At 69.0% G+C, this 18497-nt stretch carries 17 protein-coding genes and 2 pseudogenes; 7 read left to right on the top strand and 12 right to left on the bottom strand.

The genetic code is table 11. The features are described 5' to 3' along the window. Positions 1–157 precede the first annotated feature (157 nt). Complete coding sequence (locus AB5S17_RS12565; protein ID WP_369240313.1) at positions 158–325, top strand: hypothetical protein; 168 nt, start codon at positions 158–160, stop codon at positions 323–325. Here the strand turns inward: AB5S17_RS12565 and AB5S17_RS12560 are convergent. After that, positions 244–597: pseudogene (locus tag AB5S17_RS12560) on the bottom strand (transposase); the annotation flags it as partial. The gene AB5S17_RS12565 and the pseudogene AB5S17_RS12560 overlap by 82 nt on opposite strands. A 212-nt stretch (positions 598–809) precedes the next feature. Between AB5S17_RS12560 and AB5S17_RS12555 the strand changes: the two are divergent. Beyond that, positions 810–1112, top strand: a pseudogene (locus AB5S17_RS12555) (GntR family transcriptional regulator); the annotation flags it as partial. Between the two features lie 182 nt (positions 1113–1294). Here the strand turns inward: AB5S17_RS12555 and AB5S17_RS12550 are convergent. Next, entirely contained in the window at positions 1295–2491 is a 1197-nt protein-coding gene (locus tag AB5S17_RS12550) for an aminotransferase class V-fold PLP-dependent enzyme (protein ID WP_369239824.1), read from the bottom strand. A gap of 119 nt (positions 2492–2610) precedes the next feature. Here AB5S17_RS12550 and AB5S17_RS12545 point away from each other — a divergent pair, with 119 nt between their 5' ends. Next, a complete protein-coding gene (locus AB5S17_RS12545) occupies positions 2611–3372 on the top strand; it encodes an IclR family transcriptional regulator (protein WP_369239822.1) in 762 nt (253 codons plus the stop codon). Between the two features lie 43 nt (positions 3373–3415). Here AB5S17_RS12545 and AB5S17_RS12540 read toward each other — a convergent pair whose 3' ends face one another. From AB5S17_RS12540 to AB5S17_RS12510, 7 genes are all read right to left on the bottom strand, one after another. Further along, positions 3416–3907, bottom strand: coding sequence for a RidA family protein (locus AB5S17_RS12540; RefSeq protein ID WP_369239820.1), 492 nt, complete (start codon positions 3905–3907; stop codon positions 3416–3418). A 6-nt stretch (positions 3908–3913) separates the two neighbouring features. Beyond that, positions 3914–4900, bottom strand: coding sequence for an ABC transporter ATP-binding protein (locus AB5S17_RS12535; protein ID WP_369239818.1), 987 nt, complete (start codon positions 4898–4900; stop codon positions 3914–3916). Then, positions 4893–5894 (bottom strand): ABC transporter ATP-binding protein, encoded by a 1002-nt coding sequence (locus AB5S17_RS12530; protein ID WP_369239816.1) that lies wholly within the window; start codon positions 5892–5894, stop codon positions 4893–4895. The genes AB5S17_RS12535 and AB5S17_RS12530 overlap by 8 nt, the downstream gene beginning before the upstream one ends. Further along, positions 5891–6997, bottom strand: coding sequence for an amidohydrolase family protein (locus tag AB5S17_RS12525; RefSeq protein ID WP_369239814.1), 1107 nt, complete (start codon positions 6995–6997; stop codon positions 5891–5893). The genes AB5S17_RS12530 and AB5S17_RS12525 overlap by 4 nt, the downstream gene beginning before the upstream one ends. A 6-nt stretch (positions 6998–7003) precedes the next feature. Further along, positions 7004–7861: an ABC transporter permease gene (locus tag AB5S17_RS12520; RefSeq protein WP_369239812.1), complete on the bottom strand. Its 858-nt coding sequence runs from the start codon at positions 7859–7861 to the stop codon at positions 7004–7006. Continuing rightward, a complete protein-coding gene (locus tag AB5S17_RS12515) occupies positions 7861–8802 on the bottom strand; it encodes an ABC transporter permease (RefSeq protein ID WP_369239810.1) in 942 nt (313 codons plus the stop codon). The genes AB5S17_RS12520 and AB5S17_RS12515 overlap by 1 nt, the downstream gene beginning before the upstream one ends. Before the next feature lie 97 nt (positions 8803–8899). Further along, positions 8900–10420, bottom strand: a complete 1521-nt coding sequence (locus tag AB5S17_RS12510) for an ABC transporter substrate-binding protein (protein WP_369239808.1) — start codon at positions 10418–10420, stop codon at positions 8900–8902. Positions 10421–11031: 611 nt separating this feature from the next. On the opposite strand from AB5S17_RS12510, the gene AB5S17_RS12505 reads away from it, so the two are divergent. Together AB5S17_RS12505 and AB5S17_RS12500 are read left to right on the top strand one after the other, a co-directional pair. Further along, the gene (locus tag AB5S17_RS12505) at positions 11032–11718 is read left to right on the top strand and encodes a cytochrome c (protein WP_369239806.1); all 687 of its coding nucleotides are present in this window, start codon (positions 11032–11034) and stop codon (positions 11716–11718) included. Beyond that, complete coding sequence (locus tag AB5S17_RS12500) at positions 11718–12863, top strand: c-type cytochrome (protein WP_369239804.1); 1146 nt, start codon at positions 11718–11720, stop codon at positions 12861–12863. The genes AB5S17_RS12505 and AB5S17_RS12500 overlap by 1 nt, the downstream gene beginning before the upstream one ends. Before the next feature lie 165 nt (positions 12864–13028). Here the strand turns inward: AB5S17_RS12500 and AB5S17_RS12495 are convergent, their stop codons facing one another. The 3 genes from AB5S17_RS12495 to dsbD are packed head-to-tail and all read right to left on the bottom strand — an operon-like array spanning position 13029 to position 16357. Beyond that, positions 13029–13649: a DsbA family protein gene (locus tag AB5S17_RS12495; RefSeq protein WP_369239802.1), complete on the bottom strand. Its 621-nt coding sequence runs from the start codon at positions 13647–13649 to the stop codon at positions 13029–13031. Further along, the gene (locus tag AB5S17_RS12490; RefSeq protein ID WP_369239800.1) at positions 13646–14368 is read right to left on the bottom strand and encodes a L,D-transpeptidase; all 723 of its coding nucleotides are present in this window, start codon (positions 14366–14368) and stop codon (positions 13646–13648) included. Before AB5S17_RS12490 ends, AB5S17_RS12495 begins: the two co-directional genes overlap by 4 nt. Before the next feature lie 6 nt (positions 14369–14374). After that, complete coding sequence (dsbD, locus tag AB5S17_RS12485; protein WP_369239798.1) at positions 14375–16357, bottom strand: protein-disulfide reductase DsbD; 1983 nt, start codon at positions 16355–16357, stop codon at positions 14375–14377. A gap of 114 nt (positions 16358–16471) precedes the next feature. Between dsbD and AB5S17_RS12480 the strand changes: the two genes are divergently transcribed. Further along, on the top strand, positions 16472–17131 hold the full coding sequence (locus AB5S17_RS12480; protein WP_369239796.1) for a winged helix-turn-helix domain-containing protein: 660 nt from the start codon (positions 16472–16474) through the stop codon (positions 17129–17131). Positions 17132–17136: 5 nt separating this feature from the next. Continuing rightward, the gene (locus tag AB5S17_RS12475) at positions 17137–18480 is read left to right on the top strand and encodes an ATP-binding protein (protein WP_369239794.1); all 1344 of its coding nucleotides are present in this window, start codon (positions 17137–17139) and stop codon (positions 18478–18480) included. The last annotated feature ends 17 nt before the right edge of the window (positions 18481–18497 follow it).

The following is an 18497-nucleotide window of genomic DNA, read 5'->3' as shown; positions in this document are numbered from 1 at the left end:
GCTTGAAACCCAATCCCACCATCCAGATCGTCGACGACGATCTGGAACTTCTCAGACCGCAGACGGAGTCCTTCGAGGGCAGATCACTTCAGCGGTCTTCCCCCGCTGAAGTGATCCTCCCTGAGGCATGGTTTTCGAGCCATCAGAGGACGAGAGAATGCCGCAGAAGAAGCATAGGCAGGAGAAGATCGTCGCGAAGCTCCGGCAGGTGGACACCCTTGTTCCGCAGGCCGTCTTTTGCCGCTTGCACAGCTTCGATACCGTGCGCTTGGATATCCCCGACAAGCCCATGGCCTGGACGAGATCATCAACACGCCGGGTCTAGACGCCGCCGATCTGTCGCGGCTCAAGAAAGCCGGGGAAGTAGGAACCCTGCCGCAGCTTCGGCACCGGCAGGTTCAACGATTCGAGCCGCGTCTTCAGATCGCGGTCCCGGTAGCCGTGGCGATAGGTGAGCCGGCTTTCCGCCCGCTCGTGCCGTCCGGCCCCGATCAGCCCCTCCTCATCATGTTCCATCAGGAGGTGCAGGACGGCCTCACTCACGGCGCGCAGGAGATATCCATCGTCATGCTTCCGCAAAAGCTCGATCAGCGGCATTGCCGTCTAGGTCATCGGGGTCTCGTCGGTCAGGTTGAAGTCCGCAAGCTCCACCGTATCCGACCACCTCGATGGCCACCTTCCTCTACACCGCGCAGGGCGACGAATTTCCACCACTTCCCAGGACGCTACCCGGAATTGCGGGACAAGAGTTCGAGAAGCCGGGCTGCGGGTGAGGCGGCCCGGGCGTCGCCGATCGCCTCGCGAGCGACATTCAGGCGGGGTGCTTCTCGCCGGGCTCCTGGCTGAAGCAGATCGACCTGCAGGAGCGCTACCGCACCAACCGGTCGGAGATCCGCAAGGCGCTGGAGCATCTGGCAGCAAAGCGGCTGATCGAGTACCTGCCGAACCGCGGCTACTATGTCCACCGCGAAGACGATGCGGCCGCCGACGAGACCCGCGACATCCGCATCATGCTGGAGACGGCGGCCGCAGAATTCATGGTGGCGCATGCCGACGACGCGGAGATCGCCGCGCTCCAGCGCCTGGCGGAGCGCTTCGTGGCGCTGCTCGACCAGGGCACGATCGTCGAGATCTACGAGACCAACCTCGCCTTCCAGCGCGCGCTGCTCGCCACCGGGCGCTTCGACCGCACCCTTCGCTCCGCGCCGCAGACGCCGAGCCCTTGCCCCTTCCGCCGGGCTGACAAGGCAGGGATACCGGCGAGCCAACAAAGAGAGACTGGCAGCTCTGACGGTCAATCGGGCCAGCGCAGCGCCGCTTCGGCGCTGTGGCGCGCTGTCGCCGTGGCGTTCTCCGGGCGCGGCGCGGCCATCACCCGCTCGAAGGCGTCGGCGACGACCTCCGCCTCGCCGGGATGCAGGTTGCACGGGTCGAGGAAGAAGAAGCCGAGCTCGGCCTCGTGGTCGCGCACGATCACCGGCGGGTCGCCGGCCGCCAGTGTCTTGGCGAGGCCGTAGGCGGTGAAGCCGCTTTCGGCGGTTACCACCACCTCGAGGCGGTCGAGCGGGTTGCCGGTCGGGTCGGGGACGATGCGGGCGGCAAGGCCGGGCTGGCGGTTCAGCGTTTCGGACCAGAGCTCGAGCGCCGCCGTTTCGCGCGCCCGGATGCCGGCATGGTCGCGGGTCTCCCAGGCCTCCAGCGCCGCCATCACGCCGGCGACCGATTCCTTGCCGACCTTCATTGCCCGGCCGATGCCGCGGTTCTGCAGATAGGCGGCGCGCACGAGGTCCTTGCGACCGGCGACGATGCCGCTGGTCGGCCCGGACAGGAACTTGTGGCCGGAATAGATGACGATGTCGGCGCCCCTCGCGAGAAAGCCCGTCAGGTCGTATTCCGAGGCCGCGTCGACGATCACCGGGACGCCGCGCGGGCGGCAGATCTCGACGACTTCCTCGAGGCTCAGCTGGCCGTACTGCACGGTGTGGTGGCTGACGACGTGCAGCACCGCCGCGGTCCGGTCGGTGATGGCGTTCTCGACGTGATGGCGCAGGGTCGAGCTGACGGTGCCGGCGAGCACCACCTTGGCGCCGGTGAGGCGGATCGACTGGTCGACCGGAGCGCCGTAGTTCACGGCGTGCCCGATCTGCAGGATCACCTCGTCCTTGAGGCCGCGGGTGTCATCCGGCAGCCGCTCGATGGCGAGGAGGTCCGTGCCGGTCATCGCGCCGGCGATGGTCAGCGAGATGCCGGCGGCGCAGCAGGCGGTGACGAAGCCGGCCTCGCCGCCGGTCAGCCGCGCGATCACCGTGCTGGCGCGGCGCTGCAGATCGTCCATCTCGACCCATTCCGGCGCGATCGCGGCCATCGCGGCGATCGCCTCGTCGGTGATGATCGAGGCGCCGAGGAAGGTCATGGTGCCGGAGACGTTGATCACCTGGCGCAGGCCGAGGCGGGAGCGGATGTCGGAGTTGTGGCGGAGCGGTGCAGGCATGTCAGGATTCCGGTGGTGAGAACTCAGAGGGTGCTTGGCTGTCGAGCGAAGTGCGGCGGCGGGCGCTTGACCGCGGCCGTTGTTCCCGTTTTATGGAAGGGCATTTCGACGAGGACGGCATGAGCGCGACGGCGAGGACGAGGACGAGCGGCATCGACCGGTCGCTGCAGGTGATGGACATCCTGGCGGAGCGGCGGGCGCCGATGTCGGCCTACGACCTGGCGAAAAGCGCAGGGGCGCCGATCTCGACGATCTACCGGCTGGTGGACGAATTGGTGGAGCGCGAGATGCTGTCGCGCGGGCCAGACAACACGGTGTGGCTCGGCGCCCGGCTGATGCGCTACGGCCTCGTCTACCGGGCGCGCCTCGATGTCTTCGGCAGCGCCCAGCAGGAGATGCAGCGCCTCGTCGAGGTGACCGGCGAGACCGTGCAGATCTGCACCCGCGACGGCGGCATGATGCTGGTGATCGGCATGGAGGAGGGCGAGGGGCATTTCCGCGTCGCCTCGCATGTCGGCACCCGGGTGCCGCTGAACTGGACCGCCTCCGGCCGGCTGCTGCTCGGCCATCTCGGCGACAAGGAGCGGCGGGACGCCTTCGCCGCCTCGGCGCGGCCGTCCGCGACCGGCATGGCGGAAACCGATCCCGACCGGCTGTCGGCGCAGGCGCGGGCCGATTTTGAGAACCGCCTGGCGGTGCAGTTCAACGCCAGCGAGTTCTCCGTCGCCTGCATCGCCGCGCCGATCCGCGACGAGCGGGGCGCTTGTGTCGCGACGATCTCGATCGTGCTGCCCGACCGCAAGGCGGAGGAGCGGCAGGCCGAACTCGCCCGAGCGGTGCAGGGCGCGGCCGAGGCCGTCGAGCGCTCGCTCGGGCGCTGACGCGGCGGCGCCGCGCGCGGCGGACGCTGCGGGGCGGTGCGGTTCAGGCACGTTCGAAGATCGCCTCCACCTCGACGGTGATGCCGTTCGGCAGCGAGGCGACGCCGAAGGACGAGCGGGCATGCACGCCGGCGCGGCCGAACACCTGGGCCAGGAGGTCGGAGGCGCCGTCGACGACGAAGGAATGGCGGTCGAAGTCCGGCGTCGCGTTGACGAGCCCAAGCAGCTTCACCACGCCGCCGACCGCATCGAGGCTGCCGCAGTGGCCGCGCAAGGCGGCGAGGATGTTGAGCGCGACGATCTCGGCATGGCCGCGGGCCGCCTCGGCCGCCGTGTCGCCGCCGACCTTGCCGCGCATCAGGCTGCCGTCCTCCAGCACCGGCCCCTGGCCCGAGACGTAGATCAGCCCGCCGCTCTCGCGCACATTGGTGAAGGAGCCGATCGGCACCGGCGGCGCCGCGGGCAACGCGATGCCGGCCCGGCGCAGGCGCATTTCCGGGGTGTCGTCGTCGCTGAACGGCTGGGAAGAAGTCATGGAGCCTCAGAGATTGATGCAATGGGCGATCCGCTCCGGGCCGACGGCCGCGGGCGGGGGAAAGGCGTCGGCGCAGGCCGGCAGAGCGCGCGGGCAGCGGGTGCGGAAGACGCAGCCGGACGGCGGGTCGAGCGGGCTCGGGATCGAGCCTTCGAGCACCTCGCGCTGGCGCGTCGCGGCCGGGTCCGGCTGCGGCACGGCGGAGAGCAGGGCGCGGGTATAAGGGTGCGCCGGCTGGCGCACCAAGGGGCGCGCCGGGCCGATCTCGACGACCCGGCCGAGATACATCACCGCGATGCGGTCGCAGAGATAGTCGACGACCGACAGGTCGTGGGCGATGAACAGCATCGTCAGGTTGCGCCGCTCGCGCAGGTCGAGCAGCAGGTTCAGGATCTGCGCCTGGATCGAGACGTCGAGCGCCGAGACGCTCTCGTCGGCGACGATGAATTCCGGCTCCAGCGCGAGGGCCCGGGCGATGCCGATCCGCTGCCGCTGGCCGCCGGAGAATTCGTGCGGAAAGCGGCGCATCTGGTCGGGCGACAGGCCGACCTCCTCGATCAGCGCCGCGACTCGGTCGCGGCGCTCGCGGCGGCTGCCGATGCGGTGCGCCCGCAGGCCCTCGGCGATGATTGTCTCGACCTTCAGCCGCGGGTTCAGCGAGGCGACCGGATCCTGGAAGATGATCTGCATGCGCCGGCGCATCGCCGTCATCTCGCGCTCGGAGAGGCCGGTCAGTTCGGTGCCGCCGAAGCGGATCGAGCCGGCGCTTGGCTGGACCAGGCGCAACAGCGTCCGGCCGAGCGTCGTCTTGCCAGAGCCGCTTTCGCCGACGAGACCGGTGATCGAACCGCGCGGGATGTCGAGACTGACGTCTTCCACCGCGTGGATGATGCCTCCGGGTGTCGCGTAGCGCTTCGACAGATGCCGGATGCTGAGCAGCGGCTCGGCTGCGGGGATGGTCGCTTCGGCAGGGGCGAGCGTCGTCTCAAGCATCGGCGAGCGCCTCCTCGGCGCGGATGCAGGCGGCGCGGTGACCGGGCAGGACTTCGCGCAGGGCGACCGGCGTCTCGCAGGCCGGGATCGCGAGGCCGCAGCGCGGGGCGAAGACGCAGCCGGGCGGTAGCGCCGAGAGCGGCGGCACGGCGCCGGAAATCGCCGCGAGCCGCACGCCCTCCGGCCGGTCTGGGCGCGGGATCGAGGCGAGGAGGCCGCGGGTATAGGGATGGGCGGGATGGGCGAACAGGTCGGTGACGCCCGCCTGCTCGACCACCGCCCCGGCATACATGACGGCGACGTCGTCGGCCATTTCGGCGACGACGCCCATGTCGTGGGTGATGAACAGGATCGACATCCCCATCTCGCGCTGCAGCCGGCGCATCAGGTCGAGGATCTGCGCCTGCACAGTGACGTCGAGCGCCGTCGTCGGCTCATCGGCGATCAGGAGTTGCGGCGCGCAGACCAGCGCCAGCGCGATCATCACCCGCTGGCGCATGCCGCCGGAGAGCTCGTGCGGATAGCTGTCGAGGCGGCTCGCCGCGGCCGGGATCTCGACCAGCTCCAGCATCTCGGTCACCCGGCGGCGGCGTGCGACGGCGTCGAAGTCCTCGTGCAGCAACAGCATCTCGCCGATCTGGTCGCCGATCGTGAACAGCGGGTTCAGCGAGGACATCGGCTCCTGGAAGATCATCGCAATTTCGCGGCCGCGGATGCCGCGGAAGGCGCGCCGCGACAGCTGCGTCAGGTCCAGCGCCTCGCCGGCGCGGGTGCGGTAGCGGGCGCTGCCCTGCGTCACCCGCCCGTTCGGCGGCAAAAGGCCGAGCAGCGCCAGCGAGGTGACTGACTTGCCCGATCCGCTCTCGCCGACGAGCGCCAGGGTGCGCCCCGGCTGCAGCGCGAAGCTGACGTCGCGCAGCGCCGTCACCGCGCCGCGGCGGGCGCGGAAGGCGACGCGCAGCGCCTCGACGGAGAGGATCGGGCTCGCGCTCATGTCCGCCGGGCCGCGTCCATGACGCTGGCGCCGATCACCGTGCGGCGCGGCTCCAGCATCCTGTCGAGGCGCAGGTGGTTGCCGAGGCTGTCCACCGCGTCGATCTCGGCATCGACGACGTCGAACAGCGTGAAGTCGGCGCGCGCGCCGGGCGAAATGCCGGGGGCGAGACCAAGGACGGCGCGCGGCCGTTCGGTGACCGCGGTGATGCAGTCCTCGAGCGGCAGGCCGACGGCGAGGAGCTTGGCCACGGTGGTGGCGAGGTCGTGGACGGGGCCGGCGATGTTGTGGAGATGCAGGTCGGTCGAGATCGACCAGGGCTTCAGGCCGCGCTCGAGCGCCTTTCGCGCGACGCCGAAGTCGAAGGAGGCGGCGCCGTGGCCGATATCCATGCGGATGCCTTCGCCGGCGAGGCGGATCGCCTGCGCCCACAGGGCTTCGGTGTCGGCGATCGAGCCGGCCTTCTTGCCGTTGAAGCAGTGGGTGACGATGTCGCCTTCGGTGAGGATGTCGAACACCTCGTCGATCAGCGGCGGCGGCTCGCCGACATGCACCATCAGCGGCAGGCCGGCGATCTCGGCGACGCGCTTGGCGATCTTCGCCGGGGTGATGCCCCAGCCGCCGACGATGACGCCGGAGGCGCGGACCTTGACGCCGCAGATGACGTCGCGGTTCGCCTCGATCACGGCGAGCGTGCGGTCGACGTCGATCGAGCGCATGTCGATCAGCTCGGGCACGCGGTTGCAGGCGACGAGGCCGATCGAACCGATGTTGAGGAAGGCGCGGATGGTCTCGGCCGCGGGCTGGATGACGTATTCCCTGAGGCCGTGGAAGCTGGCCTCGCCGGCGCTGCCCGCGTCGGCCATGGCGGTGACGCCGGTGGCGCGGCCGGCCTCGGAGGCGCGTACCGAGATGTCGGTGCCGCCGTGCCAGACATGGACGTGCAGGTCGCACCAGCCGGGCGAGAGATAGGCGCCGCCGCAGTCGACGGTCCGGGCGCCCGCGGGCGCGGCGTCGACGAGGTTGCCGTCGTCGGCGACGTGCAGCGCCGTCGGCGCGGCGCCGAGGCCGATCGGGCGGAAGTTGGTGAGCGTGAAGGCCATGTTCTGTCAGACGTCCTTGGCGAGACGGGGATCGAGGGCATCGCGCAACCCGTCGCCGATCAGTTGCAGGCTGAGGACGGCGAACGAGATGGCGATGCCGGGGAAGAGGATGAGGTAGAGGGCCTGGTCGATATATTGCCGGCCCTCGTTGATCATCGTGCCCCAGGTCGGGATCGAGGGGTCGACGCCGACGCCGAGGAAGGAGAGGCCGGCCTCCGCCAGCATCGCATAGGCGAAGATGAAGGTCGCCTGCACGGTGACGGGCGAGACGATGTTCGGCAGGACGTGCCAGGCCATGATCGAGAGGTTGGACGAGCCGAGCGCCCGCGCCGCCTCGACGAAGGGCAGTTCGCGGATCACCAGTGTCGCGGCGCGCACGATGCGGGCGATGCGCGGCGTGTAGACGATCGACAGGGCTAGGACGACATTGGCGATCGAGCCGCCGAGCACCGCGACGAGGGCGATGGCGAGCAGGATGTCGGGGAAGGCCATCATCGCGTCGATGAGCCGCGACAGCGGCGCGTCGAGGCGGCGGAAGAAGCCGGCGGCGAGACCGATGACGATGCCGACGGCGGTCGAGATCACGGCAGTGCCGAGGCCGATCAGCAGCGAGACGCGGCCGGCATAGAGCAGGCGGGAGAGGACGTCGCGGCCGAAGGCGTCGGCGCCGAGGAGATAGTCGCCGAAGGGCGGCGACAGCCGGGCCCGCACCGACATGCGGGCGGGACTGGCCGGCGCAATCCACGGCGCCAGGATGGCGCAGGCGAGGATGATCGAAAAGACGATCAGCGCGACGAGCACGGCGGGGCGCGCCGCAAGGCTGCGCAGGAGGCCGGGATCCTCGGCGGTAGATACGGCGGCCATCAGTAGCGCACCCGCCGGTCGATCAGCAGATAGAGGAGATCGACGCCGAGATTGATCAGGATGTAGAGCGTCGCGACCACGATCAGCGTTCCCTGGATCACCGGATAGTCGCGCCTGAGAACGGCGCCGACGACGAGATTGCCCATGCCGGGGATGTTGAAGACGCGCTCAGTGACGACGGCGCCGGAGACGAGCAGGGCGAAGGTGAGGCCGATGACCGTGACGATCGGGATCGCGGCGTTCTTCAGCGCGTGGCGCAGCACCACGCGCGATTCCGACATGCCCTTGGAGCGGGCGGTGCGGATGTAGTCCTCGCCGAGGACATCGAGCATCGAGGCGCGGCAGAAGCGCAGGATCAGCGCCGAGTTGACGATGCCGAGCACGAAAGAGGGCAGGATCAGGTAGCCCATCCGGTCGAGGAAGGACGCATCCGGGCCGCCGTAGCCGGAGGCCGGAAACCAGCCGAGATCGGTGGCGAGCCAGCGCTGCAGGATCAGGCCGGTCCAGAAGGAGGGGACCGACGCGGCGAGCATTGCGCCGGAGACCGCGGTCTGGTCGGCGACGGTGCCGCGGCGGTAGGCGACGAAGATGCCGATCGGCACTGCGATGGCGACCGAGAAGAGGAGCGAGAACAGGGCCAGGAAGGCGGTCGGCTCGGCCCGATGGGCGAGGACCGAGAGCACCGGCTCGTTGAAGAACAGCGACCGGCCGAGATCACCGCGCAGCGCATGGCCGATGAAGGTGACGTACTGGATCAGGATCGGCTGGTCGAGGCCGAGCCGCGCCCTGAGCGCAGCGGTGTCCGCCGGCGTCGCGTCGGGACCCAGCATCAGCGCCGCCGGATCGCCGGGGGCGAGCCGCACCAGGACGAAGGCGATGGTCAGCACCAGGAAGACGACGACCACCATGCCGAACAGGCGCTTCAGGATGTAATTGCGCATTGCGGACTGCCGGGAGAGGACGGGGCCGCCGCGGCCGGAGCCGCGGCGGAGACTGCTTGGGAGGACTATGCGGACCGGACGCGCCCGCGGGTGCAGCCTACTTCTTCGAGGCGTTCCAGAAATACGGCCAGGGCGAGGGATCGACGCCCTGAAGCGCCTTCGATTCCCCGAGCAGGGCGTTGAAGTTGCCGATCTTGATGAAGCCGACATCCTCGTAGTTCTTCTTCTGCAGTTCGGCGAAGATCGCCTTGCGCTTGGCCGGGTCGGTCTCGGTGACGAAGGCCTCCGCCAGCTTGTCCTTCTCCGGCTCCGACCAGCCGAGCCGCGAGGAGGCGAACCACATGTCGGTCAGCGCCGGCTCGGGCAGGAAGGGCGAGTGCGAGATGTAGACGTCCCAGAGGCTCGGGTCGTCGCGGCGCTGGCCGAGCGTCGCCCAGTCGACGACGTCCATCTGCACCTTGAAGCCGGCCGCCTCCAGCGCCTGCTTGGCGACCTCGGCCATCTTGTAATGGAACTCGTACTGGCGCGAGGTCAGGATGCGCAGCGGCGTGCCGTCATAGCCGGCCTCCTTGAGCAACTGCTGTGCCTTCTCCGGGTCGTTCTGGTTGTAAAGCTTGGTCCCGGCGTCGGTGTGCCAGTCCCAGCCTTTGGGATACATCGCGCCGTCGACCTTGAAGAACTTGTCGTTGCCGAAGGCGGCGAACAGCATGTCGTCGAAGGGCAGGGCGGCGAGCAGCGCCTCGCGGATCTTCTTGTTGGTCAGGAGACCCGCCTTGTGATTGATCGCCCACATCGGCCAGCCGAAGTTCTCGAGCAGCACGGGCTTGGCCTTGTCGCTCGCAGCGATGCGGTCGTAGCTCTCGGCCGGCAGCGAGTCGGCGAAGTCGAACTGGCCGGAAAGCAGGCCCTCGACGCGGGTGCTCGGATCGGGAACCGGCACGAAGCGGATCTCGTCCGGCACCTGGCCGCGCTTGCCCGAGCCGCCGTTCGCGGGCTCCTTGCGCGGCACGAAGCCGTCGAAGCGGACGAGCTGCAGGTACTGGTCGGGCACGTGCTCGCCGTATTTGTAGGGCCCGGTGCCGACGACGTCCTTGATCTGACCGTCACCCTTCGGGATGATCTCCGAGGGATAGACCGCCGCCGCGGAATTGGAGAAGGCGAGCAGCGAGAGCAGCGGCGCATACGGGGTCTTCATCTTTATCTCGACCTCGTACGGCCCCTTGGCGGTCACCGACTGCACCTTGTCGGCCACCGTCTTGCCGCGCGAGGCGACCTTCAGCCAGCGCTCCAGCGAGGCGACGACGTCGGCAGAATCCATCTTGGAGCCGTCGGAGAAGGTGATGCCCTGGCGCAGCGTGATGTCGTAGGTCTTGCCGTCGGCGGATATTTTCGGAAGGTCCTGCGCCAGCAGCGGCGCCACCGCCCAGGACTTGTCGAACGTGTAGAGCGTCTCGACGACGTGCTGGGTGACAATCGAGACGACGTCCTTGGTGGAGACCATGGGATCGAGCGTGTCGGGCTCGCCGATGATGGCGACGTTAATGACGTCCTTTGCCAGGACCGGCGTGGCGACGACGGCGAGCATCGCGGCCAGAGCGGTGGTCAGATATGCCTTCATCCCTCTATTCCTTTACTAGAGAATAGCCTCCATAATTACGGATGATGATCCGGTCTCGGATCGTCTGTCAAGTCTGAGTCTGCGGTGGCGACGATGAAGATGAGCGTCCGTGTCTCGGCGGACAGTCTGACCTTGATCTGCAGTTCGCGCATCTGCGATTTCAGATACTTATCCGTTTCCCCACACGCCGATCGGTGTCATGACCGGCGCCGGTCCACAGATATGGGCCAGGATCATCAGTCGCCTCGACGGGCGAGCAGCCTGTCATCGACGGAGGTGAAATCCGGTAGATCGTTGGGGCGTGACTGACGGGCGTTGCCCGCCTAAGTCTCTCTTCAAGCGTGACCCGAAAGGGGACGGATCCCCTGGCGCTTCAAGGTGGTAGTCTGCAAAGAGCCGCGCGACGCGGTGCGCGTATCGCTCTACGGTCTCCTCAGACCGGAAAGCCGCTCAGCCTTAAGATCGCCTTAAGCTTCGCCAGGATGCTTCCGTTGCGGCATCTGTGTACTGCAGGCGTCGGGAATGACGGAGGAGACATGCTTTCGACAATCAGGCCGGCGGACGCGGCGGCGTTCGCAGAGATGGGACGCAGGTCGCGGTGGGCCGCGAGGATGACCGCGCCCGTCCGGATAGTCGCGGCCGCCCTGTTGGTCGTGCCCGTCGCCCTGTCCGGCACGGCCTTCGCGGCCGATCCCGGCGGGGCGGCGATCGCCGCGAACGGTACCGAGGCCGGCGCTCCGCCCTGCGCCAGCTGCCACGGCGAGCATGGGGAGGGCCAACCGGAAGGGCCGTTCCCGCGGCTCGCCGGCATCGATGCCGGCTATCTCGTCCAGCAACTCCACGACTTCGCCTCGGGCAAGCGGGCGAGCGATATCATGGGACCCGTGGCGAAGGCGCTTTCCGCGGGCCAGATGACGGCGGTCGCCAGCTACTACGCCACGAGCTCGGCGCCCAAGGCCGCCGAGCCGAACCCGCTCGACGAGACGGCGGTCGCGGCCGGCGAGACGCTCGCACAGCGGGGCGACTGGTCGCGCGGCCTGCCGGCTTGCGCGCAGTGTCATGGACCGAACGGGGTGGGCGTCGGCGCCTCCTTTCCCAAGCTTGCAGGCCAGTCGATGGAGTACATCTCCGCGCAGCTGAAGGCCTGGCAGGCGAAGCAGCGCACGAACGATCCGCTCGGCCTGATGGCGAACGTCGCCGCCAGGCTGAGCGACAAGGACGTCACCGCCGTCGCCGCCTATTATGCCAGCCTGCCTGCGGACGAAACGAGCGCCTCCAGCACGAAGGGAGCCCGGTGATGAGCGATGGTCCGATGAACACGCGCAATTGGGCGATCGGCGTCATGGTGATCGGCCTGTCCGGCCTCGTCGGCTATTCCCTGCCGCGCCACGGCGACGACCCCGGCGCAAACTTCCGCAGGCCTGCCGGCGCGGTGCCCAAAGCGGCGGCGCAGCACGATGCGCTCCAGCGGCGGACGGCCGAGGCGACAAGGCCGAATGACGCCGAGCCCGGCATGGCCGGCAGCGCCGCTCCGGCCGCCGCGTCGAAGGCGGGCCGGACGGCGGCCACGCTTCAAGGCGCATCGGCAGCCTCCTCGGCCTCGTCCGGAGCCAAGGCCGCGAACGCATCCTTCACGCCGCCGCCGGAGAGCGCCATCCCGGACGACGAGTTCGGCCAGATGGTGCGGACCGGCGAGGCGATCTTCCACGACACCCAGAAGAATGCCGGACAGTTCCTCGGCAACGACCTGCAGTGCTCGAACTGCCATATCGACCGCGGCCGGCTCGCCGGCTCCGCGCCGCTGTGGGCGGCCTATGTGAAATATCCCGCCTATCGCTCGAAGAACGGCCATGTGAACACGTTCGAGGAACGACTTCAGGGCTGCTTCCGCTACAGCATGAACGGCAAGGCGCCACCGCTGGGCGACGAGGTGCTGGTGGCGCTGGAAAGCTACGCCTATTTCCTGGCAAAGGGAGCGCCGACCGGCGCGAGCCTGCCCGGCCGCGGCTATCCCGCGCTGCCGAAGCCTTCCGGCCTCGACCGCAAGAACGGTGCTGCGGTCTATGCACAGAACTGCGCGCTCTGTCATGGCGGCAACGGCGAGGGGCAGAAGACGGCGAGCGGCGTGACGGTGTTTCCGCCGCTCTGGGGTCCGCGCTCCTACAACTGGGGCGCCGGCATGAGCACGATCTCCAACGCAGCGGCCTTCATCAAGGCGAACATGCCGCTCGGCAAGGGCGGCTCGCTCTCCGACAAGGATGCCTGGGACGTCGCCGCCTTCATCGACGGGAAGGAACGGCCGCAGGATCCCCGCTTTGCCGGGTCGGTGGCCGAGACCCGCAAGAAGTACCACGACTCCAAGATGAACCTTTACGGTACCGAGGTCGACGGCGTGATGCTCGGCGAGAAGTCGCCGCCGTCCGGCCCGCAGCCGGCGAACTGACGCGGGTCTGCGCGCGGCGGAACACCGTCGGGCGCTGCGGCATCTTCATGCGCAGCCGCAGCGCTCCATGGAAGCAAACGAAGGCCCGGCAGCATCCGCTCCGGGCCAGCTGGTTGCGCCAGGCCCGCCCGGAGCTTCCGACGTTGCAGTTCGGGGACGTGGCGGTCAGCGGCTTTTCTTGGCGCGGGCCTCGGCGATCGCCTGCTTGAAATCCGCCATCTCGGGGACGCCCGGAAAGACGACGGTGCCGACGATGTAGGCGGGCGTTCCGAAGAAGCCGAAGCCCTCGGCCTGGGTCTTGTTGCGGGCGAGAATGCCGTCGACGCGCGCCTTGTCGTGCTGGTATGCCGTCTTCAACGCCGCGATGTCGAAGCCGGCCGCCTTCAGCGTGGCGTCGATTTCCGCGTCGGTCAGCCGGCCCGGCGTCCGCATCAGCGCGTCGAGCGCTTGCTGGCGGTACTTGCCGGCGGCCAGCGTCAGATGCGCGGCATATTCGGAGGGCGGGCCGAAGATCGGCCAGTCCTTCATCACCAGCCGGATGTTGCCGTCGTCGGCGACGATCTTCATGACGTCCGGATAGGCTTTCTTGCAATAGGGGCACTGGTAGTCGAACCACTCGACGACCGTCACGTCCCCCTCGGGGTTGCCCAGCACCGGCGCTTGCGGATCGTAGAGCACCGCCTGCTTCGACATCGGGTCCGGCGCGGCTGCAAAGCTTCGCCCAGCCGCGAGCGTGGCGCTGCCGGCCAGCGCCGCCGCGAGGAAGGTCCTGCGGTGAATTGTCATGATGTCGGTTCTCCGTTGTTGGTGCCTGCGGGGGATCGGTCCATGCCGACGACCACGACCTTGGTCCCGGTCGGGACGCGGCGGCTCAAATCGATGACGTCCTGGTTCAGCATCCGGATGCAGCCGGACGAGACGGCATGGCCGATCGACCATTCCTGGTTGGTGCCGTGGATGCGGAAAAGCGTGTCTCGGCCGTTCTTGTAGAGGTAGAGTGCACGGGCCCCGAGCGGGTTCTGGATGCCGCCGTCCATGCCGTGGCGCAGCTCGCCGCCGTATTTCTCCGGTTCGCGCGCGATCATGTCGGGCGTCGGCGTCCAGTGCGGCCAGTCGGCCTTGCGGGCGATCGTGCCGGTGCCGGTGAACTCCATTCCCGCCTTGCCGACCCCGACGCCGTAGCGCATCGCCTTGCCGCCCTGCATCACGAGGTAGAGAAACCTGGCGTGCGGATCGACGACGATGGTGCCGGGCGGCTGGTCCGTGCGGTAGTCGACGACCTGGCGGACATTGCGCGGCTTCATCCTGGCAGGATCGACGGCGGGAATGTGCCAGCCGTGATCCTCCTCGGCGCCGTACATGCGCGTGACGCGCGGATCCGGCTTTGGGGGCTGCGGCCTTTGATAGGCGAGGGTCTGAACCGACGGCCCCTCCGTCGTCGAACAGCCGGCGGCGGCAAGAGCCGTCGCGAAGAGGCCGGCGGCCAGCGCGATTCTCAAGGTCATGAAACTCTACTCTTGTTGTTCCGAAGGTGGGGGTGCCGCCTGCGCGGCACGATCGGCCGCCTTGACGAACTGTCGGGGCGAAATCTCGCCGATCAACCGAGAGCCGGGGACCTCGTGGCCGTTGCGGTCGATGAAGAGCATGGTCGGCGGCCCCGCGACGCCGAGGTTCCGCATCAATTCCGATTTCGCCGGATCGGCCTCGCTGACGTCCAACTCGAGAAGCTGCATGCCGGCCATCCGCTCCGTCACCGCAGGATCGGGGAAGACGTCGTGCTTGATGACGTCGCAGGAGACGCACCAGTCGGCGGTGACGTAGACGAGCGACGGTCGGTTCGCGCCCCTGAGGCCGGCGCGAAGACCTGCGGCGCTCGCGACCTTGCGGAACTGCGGCGCGCCCTCGCGGATCACCCTGGCAGAAGCGATCCGGGCCAGCGGGCGCAACGGATCGTTCCCACCCGCCGCCGCTCCGACGGCAAGGATCGCGCCATAGAGGACGGCGAGGACGCCCGCCGCCTTCGCAAGGCGGCGGCTCGAACCGCTGTCGGACGAGAGGTCGTCCAGCGCGCCGATGGAGACGCCGACGCCGATCAGCAGCGCCGACCAGAGGCAGAGCGTCAAGGCGTCCGGCAAGATGCGCGAGACCATCCAGATCGCGAGCGCCAGGAAGACGAAGCCGAAGCCTTGGGTGACCCGGGTCATCCACGGGCCCGGCTTCGGCAGGGCCTGCGCGCCCGCCGTGCCGAAGGCGATCAGCGGGACGCCCTGACCGAGGCCGAGGGCGAAGAGCGCGCCGGCACCGAGGGCGACGTCGCCGGTCCTGGCGATATAGAGGAGGGCTCCGGCGAGCGGCGCGGTGACGCAGGGGCCGACGATCAATGCCGACGTGAAGCCGAGCCCGGCGCTGGCGGCGAGGCTGCCGCGGCCTGCCGGCCTCGCTCCGGCGAACCGGTTCGTCCAGGCCGCGGGCAGGCGAAGCTCGAACAGGCCGAACATCGAGAGGGCCAGGGCGGCGAACAGGCATGCGACGAGGATGATCGCGGCTTGCGACTGCAGCGCCATCTGCAGGTTCCGGCCCGACCAGGCGGCGGCGAAGCCGACGATCGCAAAGGCCGCGGCCATGGCGAGGACATAGGTTGCAGAGAGGGCGAAGCCGCGCGTGGCCGAAAGCTTTTCGCCGCTGCGGGCAAGCTGTCCGGCAAGGATCGGGTACATCGGCAGCACGCAAGGGGTGAAGGCGAGGCCGAGGCCGAGCGCGAAGAAGACCGCGATCACCCAGGCGCCGCCGCCGTCGCCGAGCAGGCCTTCGACGAGGCCGGGAGAGGTATCCAGGGTGACTGCGGCCGCATCGGGCGTCGCGTTGGAAGCCGAAGCGGTCGTCGGAAGGTTGCTGACCGTGCGCAGCGGCGTTGCCGGGCGCTCCGCCGGACCGGCGTTCGAAGCTGGTGCGGCCTGCCTTTCCGTCGCCGCCGCTTCCGACCACGGGCCGGACGTCGCGCCGGGCTTCGACAGCCGGGCGAGACCGGCCCGCACCGCCTCTGCCGTCGGCGGCTGCGACAGCGCGGAAGGGTCGGCAGGGTCCACGGTTCGCGTGCGAGGCCGATAGCAGATGCCGCCGTCCTGGCAGCCCTGGTAGGTCAGCGACAGCGTCGCCCCCTTCGCCAGGGCGCGCAATGCGTCGGCGGAGACGATCGCCGTGGCGGAATGATGATAGACTTCGAGGCGGCCGAAGAAGGGATCGTCTTTCGGATCCCCCTCGGGCGTCTTCAGCGGGACCGGCTCGCCGGAGGCGGTTTTCAGCTGGATGCGGTCGCGGTAGAGATATGTGCCGTCGGCGATCCGCCAGGCGAAGGCGATGCCGCCGGAGGCGGTTTGGTCTGCCGAGAGCGCGAATGCCTCGTCGATGTCGGGCGGCAGACCGGGATTTGCGCTCGCGGCGCTCGGCAGCACGAACAGGATGAGCGCGACGAGCGTTCGCCTGAAATGCGACATTCCGGTCCCCCTGACAGCTGTTCTGCGATGCCGGGTCGCCTTGCCGCCTTAAGGCAGGCTTAAGCCGGCCGGGCGAGGGCGGACCCGGCAAGGAAGAGGTGAGGCAGGCGGGCGATGCGCATCCTGATCGTCGAAGACGATGCAATTCTCGGGGACGGGCTGAAGGTCGGGCTGGCGATGAACGGCTTTACCCCTGACCTTGCCGTCTGTGCGGCGGAGGCCGACGCGGCGCTGCTGGCCGGAGGCTTCTCCGCCGTCGCGCTCGACGTCATGCTGCCGGACGGCAGCGGCCACGACCTCCTGCGGACGATGCGCCGGCGCGGCGACGCGACCCCGGTCCTGATGCTGACTGCGCTCGACAGGGTCGCCGACCGCATCCAGGGGCTGGATGGCGGCGCCGACGACCATCTCGGCAAGCCGTTCGACCTGGACGAGCTGGCGGCGCGACTTCGGGCTCTGGTTCGCCGCGGTGCCGGGCGGCTGACGGCGCATCTGGAGTTTGCCGGCGTCAGCCTCGACCCCGCCCGAATGGAGGCGGTGCGCGGCGGCGACCCTGTCGCTCTGTCGCGCCGGGAGTTCACCATCCTCCACGCGCTGATGGAGCATCCGGGGGCCATCCTGTCGCGGGCCCAGCTGGAGGAGCGGCTCTACGGTTTCCAGGAGGGCGTCGAGAGCAACGCCGTCGAGGTGCACGTCCATCATCTGCGCAGCAAGTTCGGCAGCCGCTTCATCGAGACCGTGCGCGGCGTCGGCTATCGCCTGCGGAGGACATGAGCTGCATGCGATCGATGCGGGCGCGCCTGTTCCTCATCCTCATCGCCGCGACCGGCCTCGTCTGGCTCTCGGCGACCGCCTGGGTCTATCTCAGCACGCGGGCCGAGGTGGAGCACGTGCTCGACGCGCGGCTGATGGAGGCGGCGCGCATGGTGTCGTCGCTGATCGACAGCCAGGAGATCGACACCGCCGTCGCCTCGCTCGACCCCGGCATCATGCCGGACGTCAGGCACAATCCCTATGAGCGCCAGCTCTCCTGCCAGATCTGGTCGCTGACCGGCACGTTGATCGGCAAGTCCGACGGGGCGCCGGCGGAGCGCCTGTCGGATCATGCCGACGGCTTCGCCGAGCGCCGCATCAACGGCTCCACCTGGCGCGTCTATGCGATCCGCGACGAGAAGCGCGGCGTCCAGGTCCTCGTCGGCGACAATCTCGACATCCGGGCCCGCTTGGTGCGCGATATGGTGAAGGGGCTGGCACTGCCGATGACGCTGATCCTGCCGTCGCTGGCAGGCCTCCTCTGGTTCGGCGTCGGACGCGGCCTGAAGCCGCTGTCGCAACTGGCTGCGGGCCTGGAGCACCGGGACGCCGACGATCTCCATGCTCTGCCGCAGGCAGGGACCGCGTCGGAGATCCGGCCGGTGGTCGCGGCTCTCAATGGCCTGTTCGGGCGGGTCGCGGAAGCGCGCGAGCGCGAGCGCGATTTCCTGTCCTATGCGGCCCACGAACTGCGCACGCCGCTGAGCGGCCTGAAGACGCAGGCCGAAATCGCTCTCAGGACGGACCGGGCGGAGACGCGGATGCTGGCGCTCACCCAGATCGTGACGGCGGTGGAGCGGACGGCGCAACTGGTGCGGCAGCTCCTCGCCATGGCGGAAGCGGAAGCGGCGCCAGCGGCCGGCCTCAGGCCGCTGGATCTTGCCAGCGTCGCGAAGGAAGCGGTTTGCGGGCAGGAGGCGCGGCTGCGGGCGAAGGGCGGGACGTTCTTCGTCGATCCCTCGCTCGCCGGCGTCTCGGTCTTCAGCAACGAAACCCTTCTGGGGCTCGCCCTGCGCAATCTCGTCGAGAACGCGGTCAGCCATTCGCCCCCGGGCGGAACGGTCAACCTCGTGCGGACCGAGGGCGGCATTGCCGTCGAGGACGAGGGACCCGGCATGCCGGATGCAGAAATTGCGCGCGCGACGAGCCGCTTCTTTCGCGGCAGCAACCGGACGCCGGTCGGAAGCGGCCTCGGCCTCGCGATCGTCGAGGTCTGCGCCGAAAAGCTCGGCGGCCGCCTGACGCTTTCGCGGCGACGGCCCGCGGGGCTCAGGGCGGAGCTTCATCTGGCAGCTTCCGCAAATTCATAGCTTTGGGCATTCAGCTT

The sequence above is a fragment of the Jiella sp. M17.18 genome, assembly GCF_041027365.1.
GTDB lineage: Bacteria > Pseudomonadota > Alphaproteobacteria > Rhizobiales > Rhizobiaceae > VKMB-3413.
Note: the sequence above shows the minus strand (reverse complement) of the source record. Positions and strands in the feature narration are given on the sequence as shown.

What these genes read in the sequence shown, in the direction of transcription:
- AB5S17_RS12505 (WP_369239806.1), top strand. Translation starts at nt 11,032, where the DNA reads ATGACCGCGCCCGTCCGGATAGTCGCGGCCGCCCTGTTGGTCGTGCCC.
- AB5S17_RS12530 (WP_369239816.1), bottom strand. Translation starts at nt 5,894, where the DNA reads ATGAGCGCGAGCCCGATCCTCTCCGTCGAGGCGCTGCGCGTCGCCTTC.
- dsbD (WP_369239798.1), bottom strand. Translation starts at nt 16,357, where the DNA reads ATGTCGCATTTCAGGCGAACGCTCGTCGCGCTCATCCTGTTCGTGCTG.
- AB5S17_RS12545 (WP_369239822.1), top strand. Translation starts at nt 2,611, where the DNA reads ATGAGCGCGACGGCGAGGACGAGGACGAGCGGCATCGACCGGTCGCTG.
- AB5S17_RS12540 (WP_369239820.1), bottom strand. Translation starts at nt 3,907, where the DNA reads ATGACTTCTTCCCAGCCGTTCAGCGACGACGACACCCCGGAAATGCGC.
- AB5S17_RS12525 (WP_369239814.1), bottom strand. Translation starts at nt 6,997, where the DNA reads ATGGCCTTCACGCTCACCAACTTCCGCCCGATCGGCCTCGGCGCCGCG.
- AB5S17_RS12565 (WP_369240313.1), top strand. Translation starts at nt 158, where the DNA reads ATGCCGCAGAAGAAGCATAGGCAGGAGAAGATCGTCGCGAAGCTCCGG.
- AB5S17_RS12475 (WP_369239794.1), top strand. Translation starts at nt 17,137, where the DNA reads ATGCGATCGATGCGGGCGCGCCTGTTCCTCATCCTCATCGCCGCGACC.
- AB5S17_RS12500 (WP_369239804.1), top strand. Translation starts at nt 11,718, where the DNA reads ATGAGCGATGGTCCGATGAACACGCGCAATTGGGCGATCGGCGTCATG.
- AB5S17_RS12510 (WP_369239808.1), bottom strand. Translation starts at nt 10,420, where the DNA reads ATGAAGGCATATCTGACCACCGCTCTGGCCGCGATGCTCGCCGTCGTC.
- AB5S17_RS12520 (WP_369239812.1), bottom strand. Translation starts at nt 7,861, where the DNA reads ATGGCCGCCGTATCTACCGCCGAGGATCCCGGCCTCCTGCGCAGCCTT.
- AB5S17_RS12550 (WP_369239824.1), bottom strand. Translation starts at nt 2,491, where the DNA reads ATGCCTGCACCGCTCCGCCACAACTCCGACATCCGCTCCCGCCTCGGC.
- AB5S17_RS12480 (WP_369239796.1), top strand. Translation starts at nt 16,472, where the DNA reads ATGCGCATCCTGATCGTCGAAGACGATGCAATTCTCGGGGACGGGCTG.
- AB5S17_RS12535 (WP_369239818.1), bottom strand. Translation starts at nt 4,900, where the DNA reads ATGCTTGAGACGACGCTCGCCCCTGCCGAAGCGACCATCCCCGCAGCC.
- AB5S17_RS12495 (WP_369239802.1), bottom strand. Translation starts at nt 13,649, where the DNA reads ATGACAATTCACCGCAGGACCTTCCTCGCGGCGGCGCTGGCCGGCAGC.
- AB5S17_RS12490 (WP_369239800.1), bottom strand. Translation starts at nt 14,368, where the DNA reads ATGACCTTGAGAATCGCGCTGGCCGCCGGCCTCTTCGCGACGGCTCTT.
- AB5S17_RS12515 (WP_369239810.1), bottom strand. Translation starts at nt 8,802, where the DNA reads ATGCGCAATTACATCCTGAAGCGCCTGTTCGGCATGGTGGTCGTCGTC.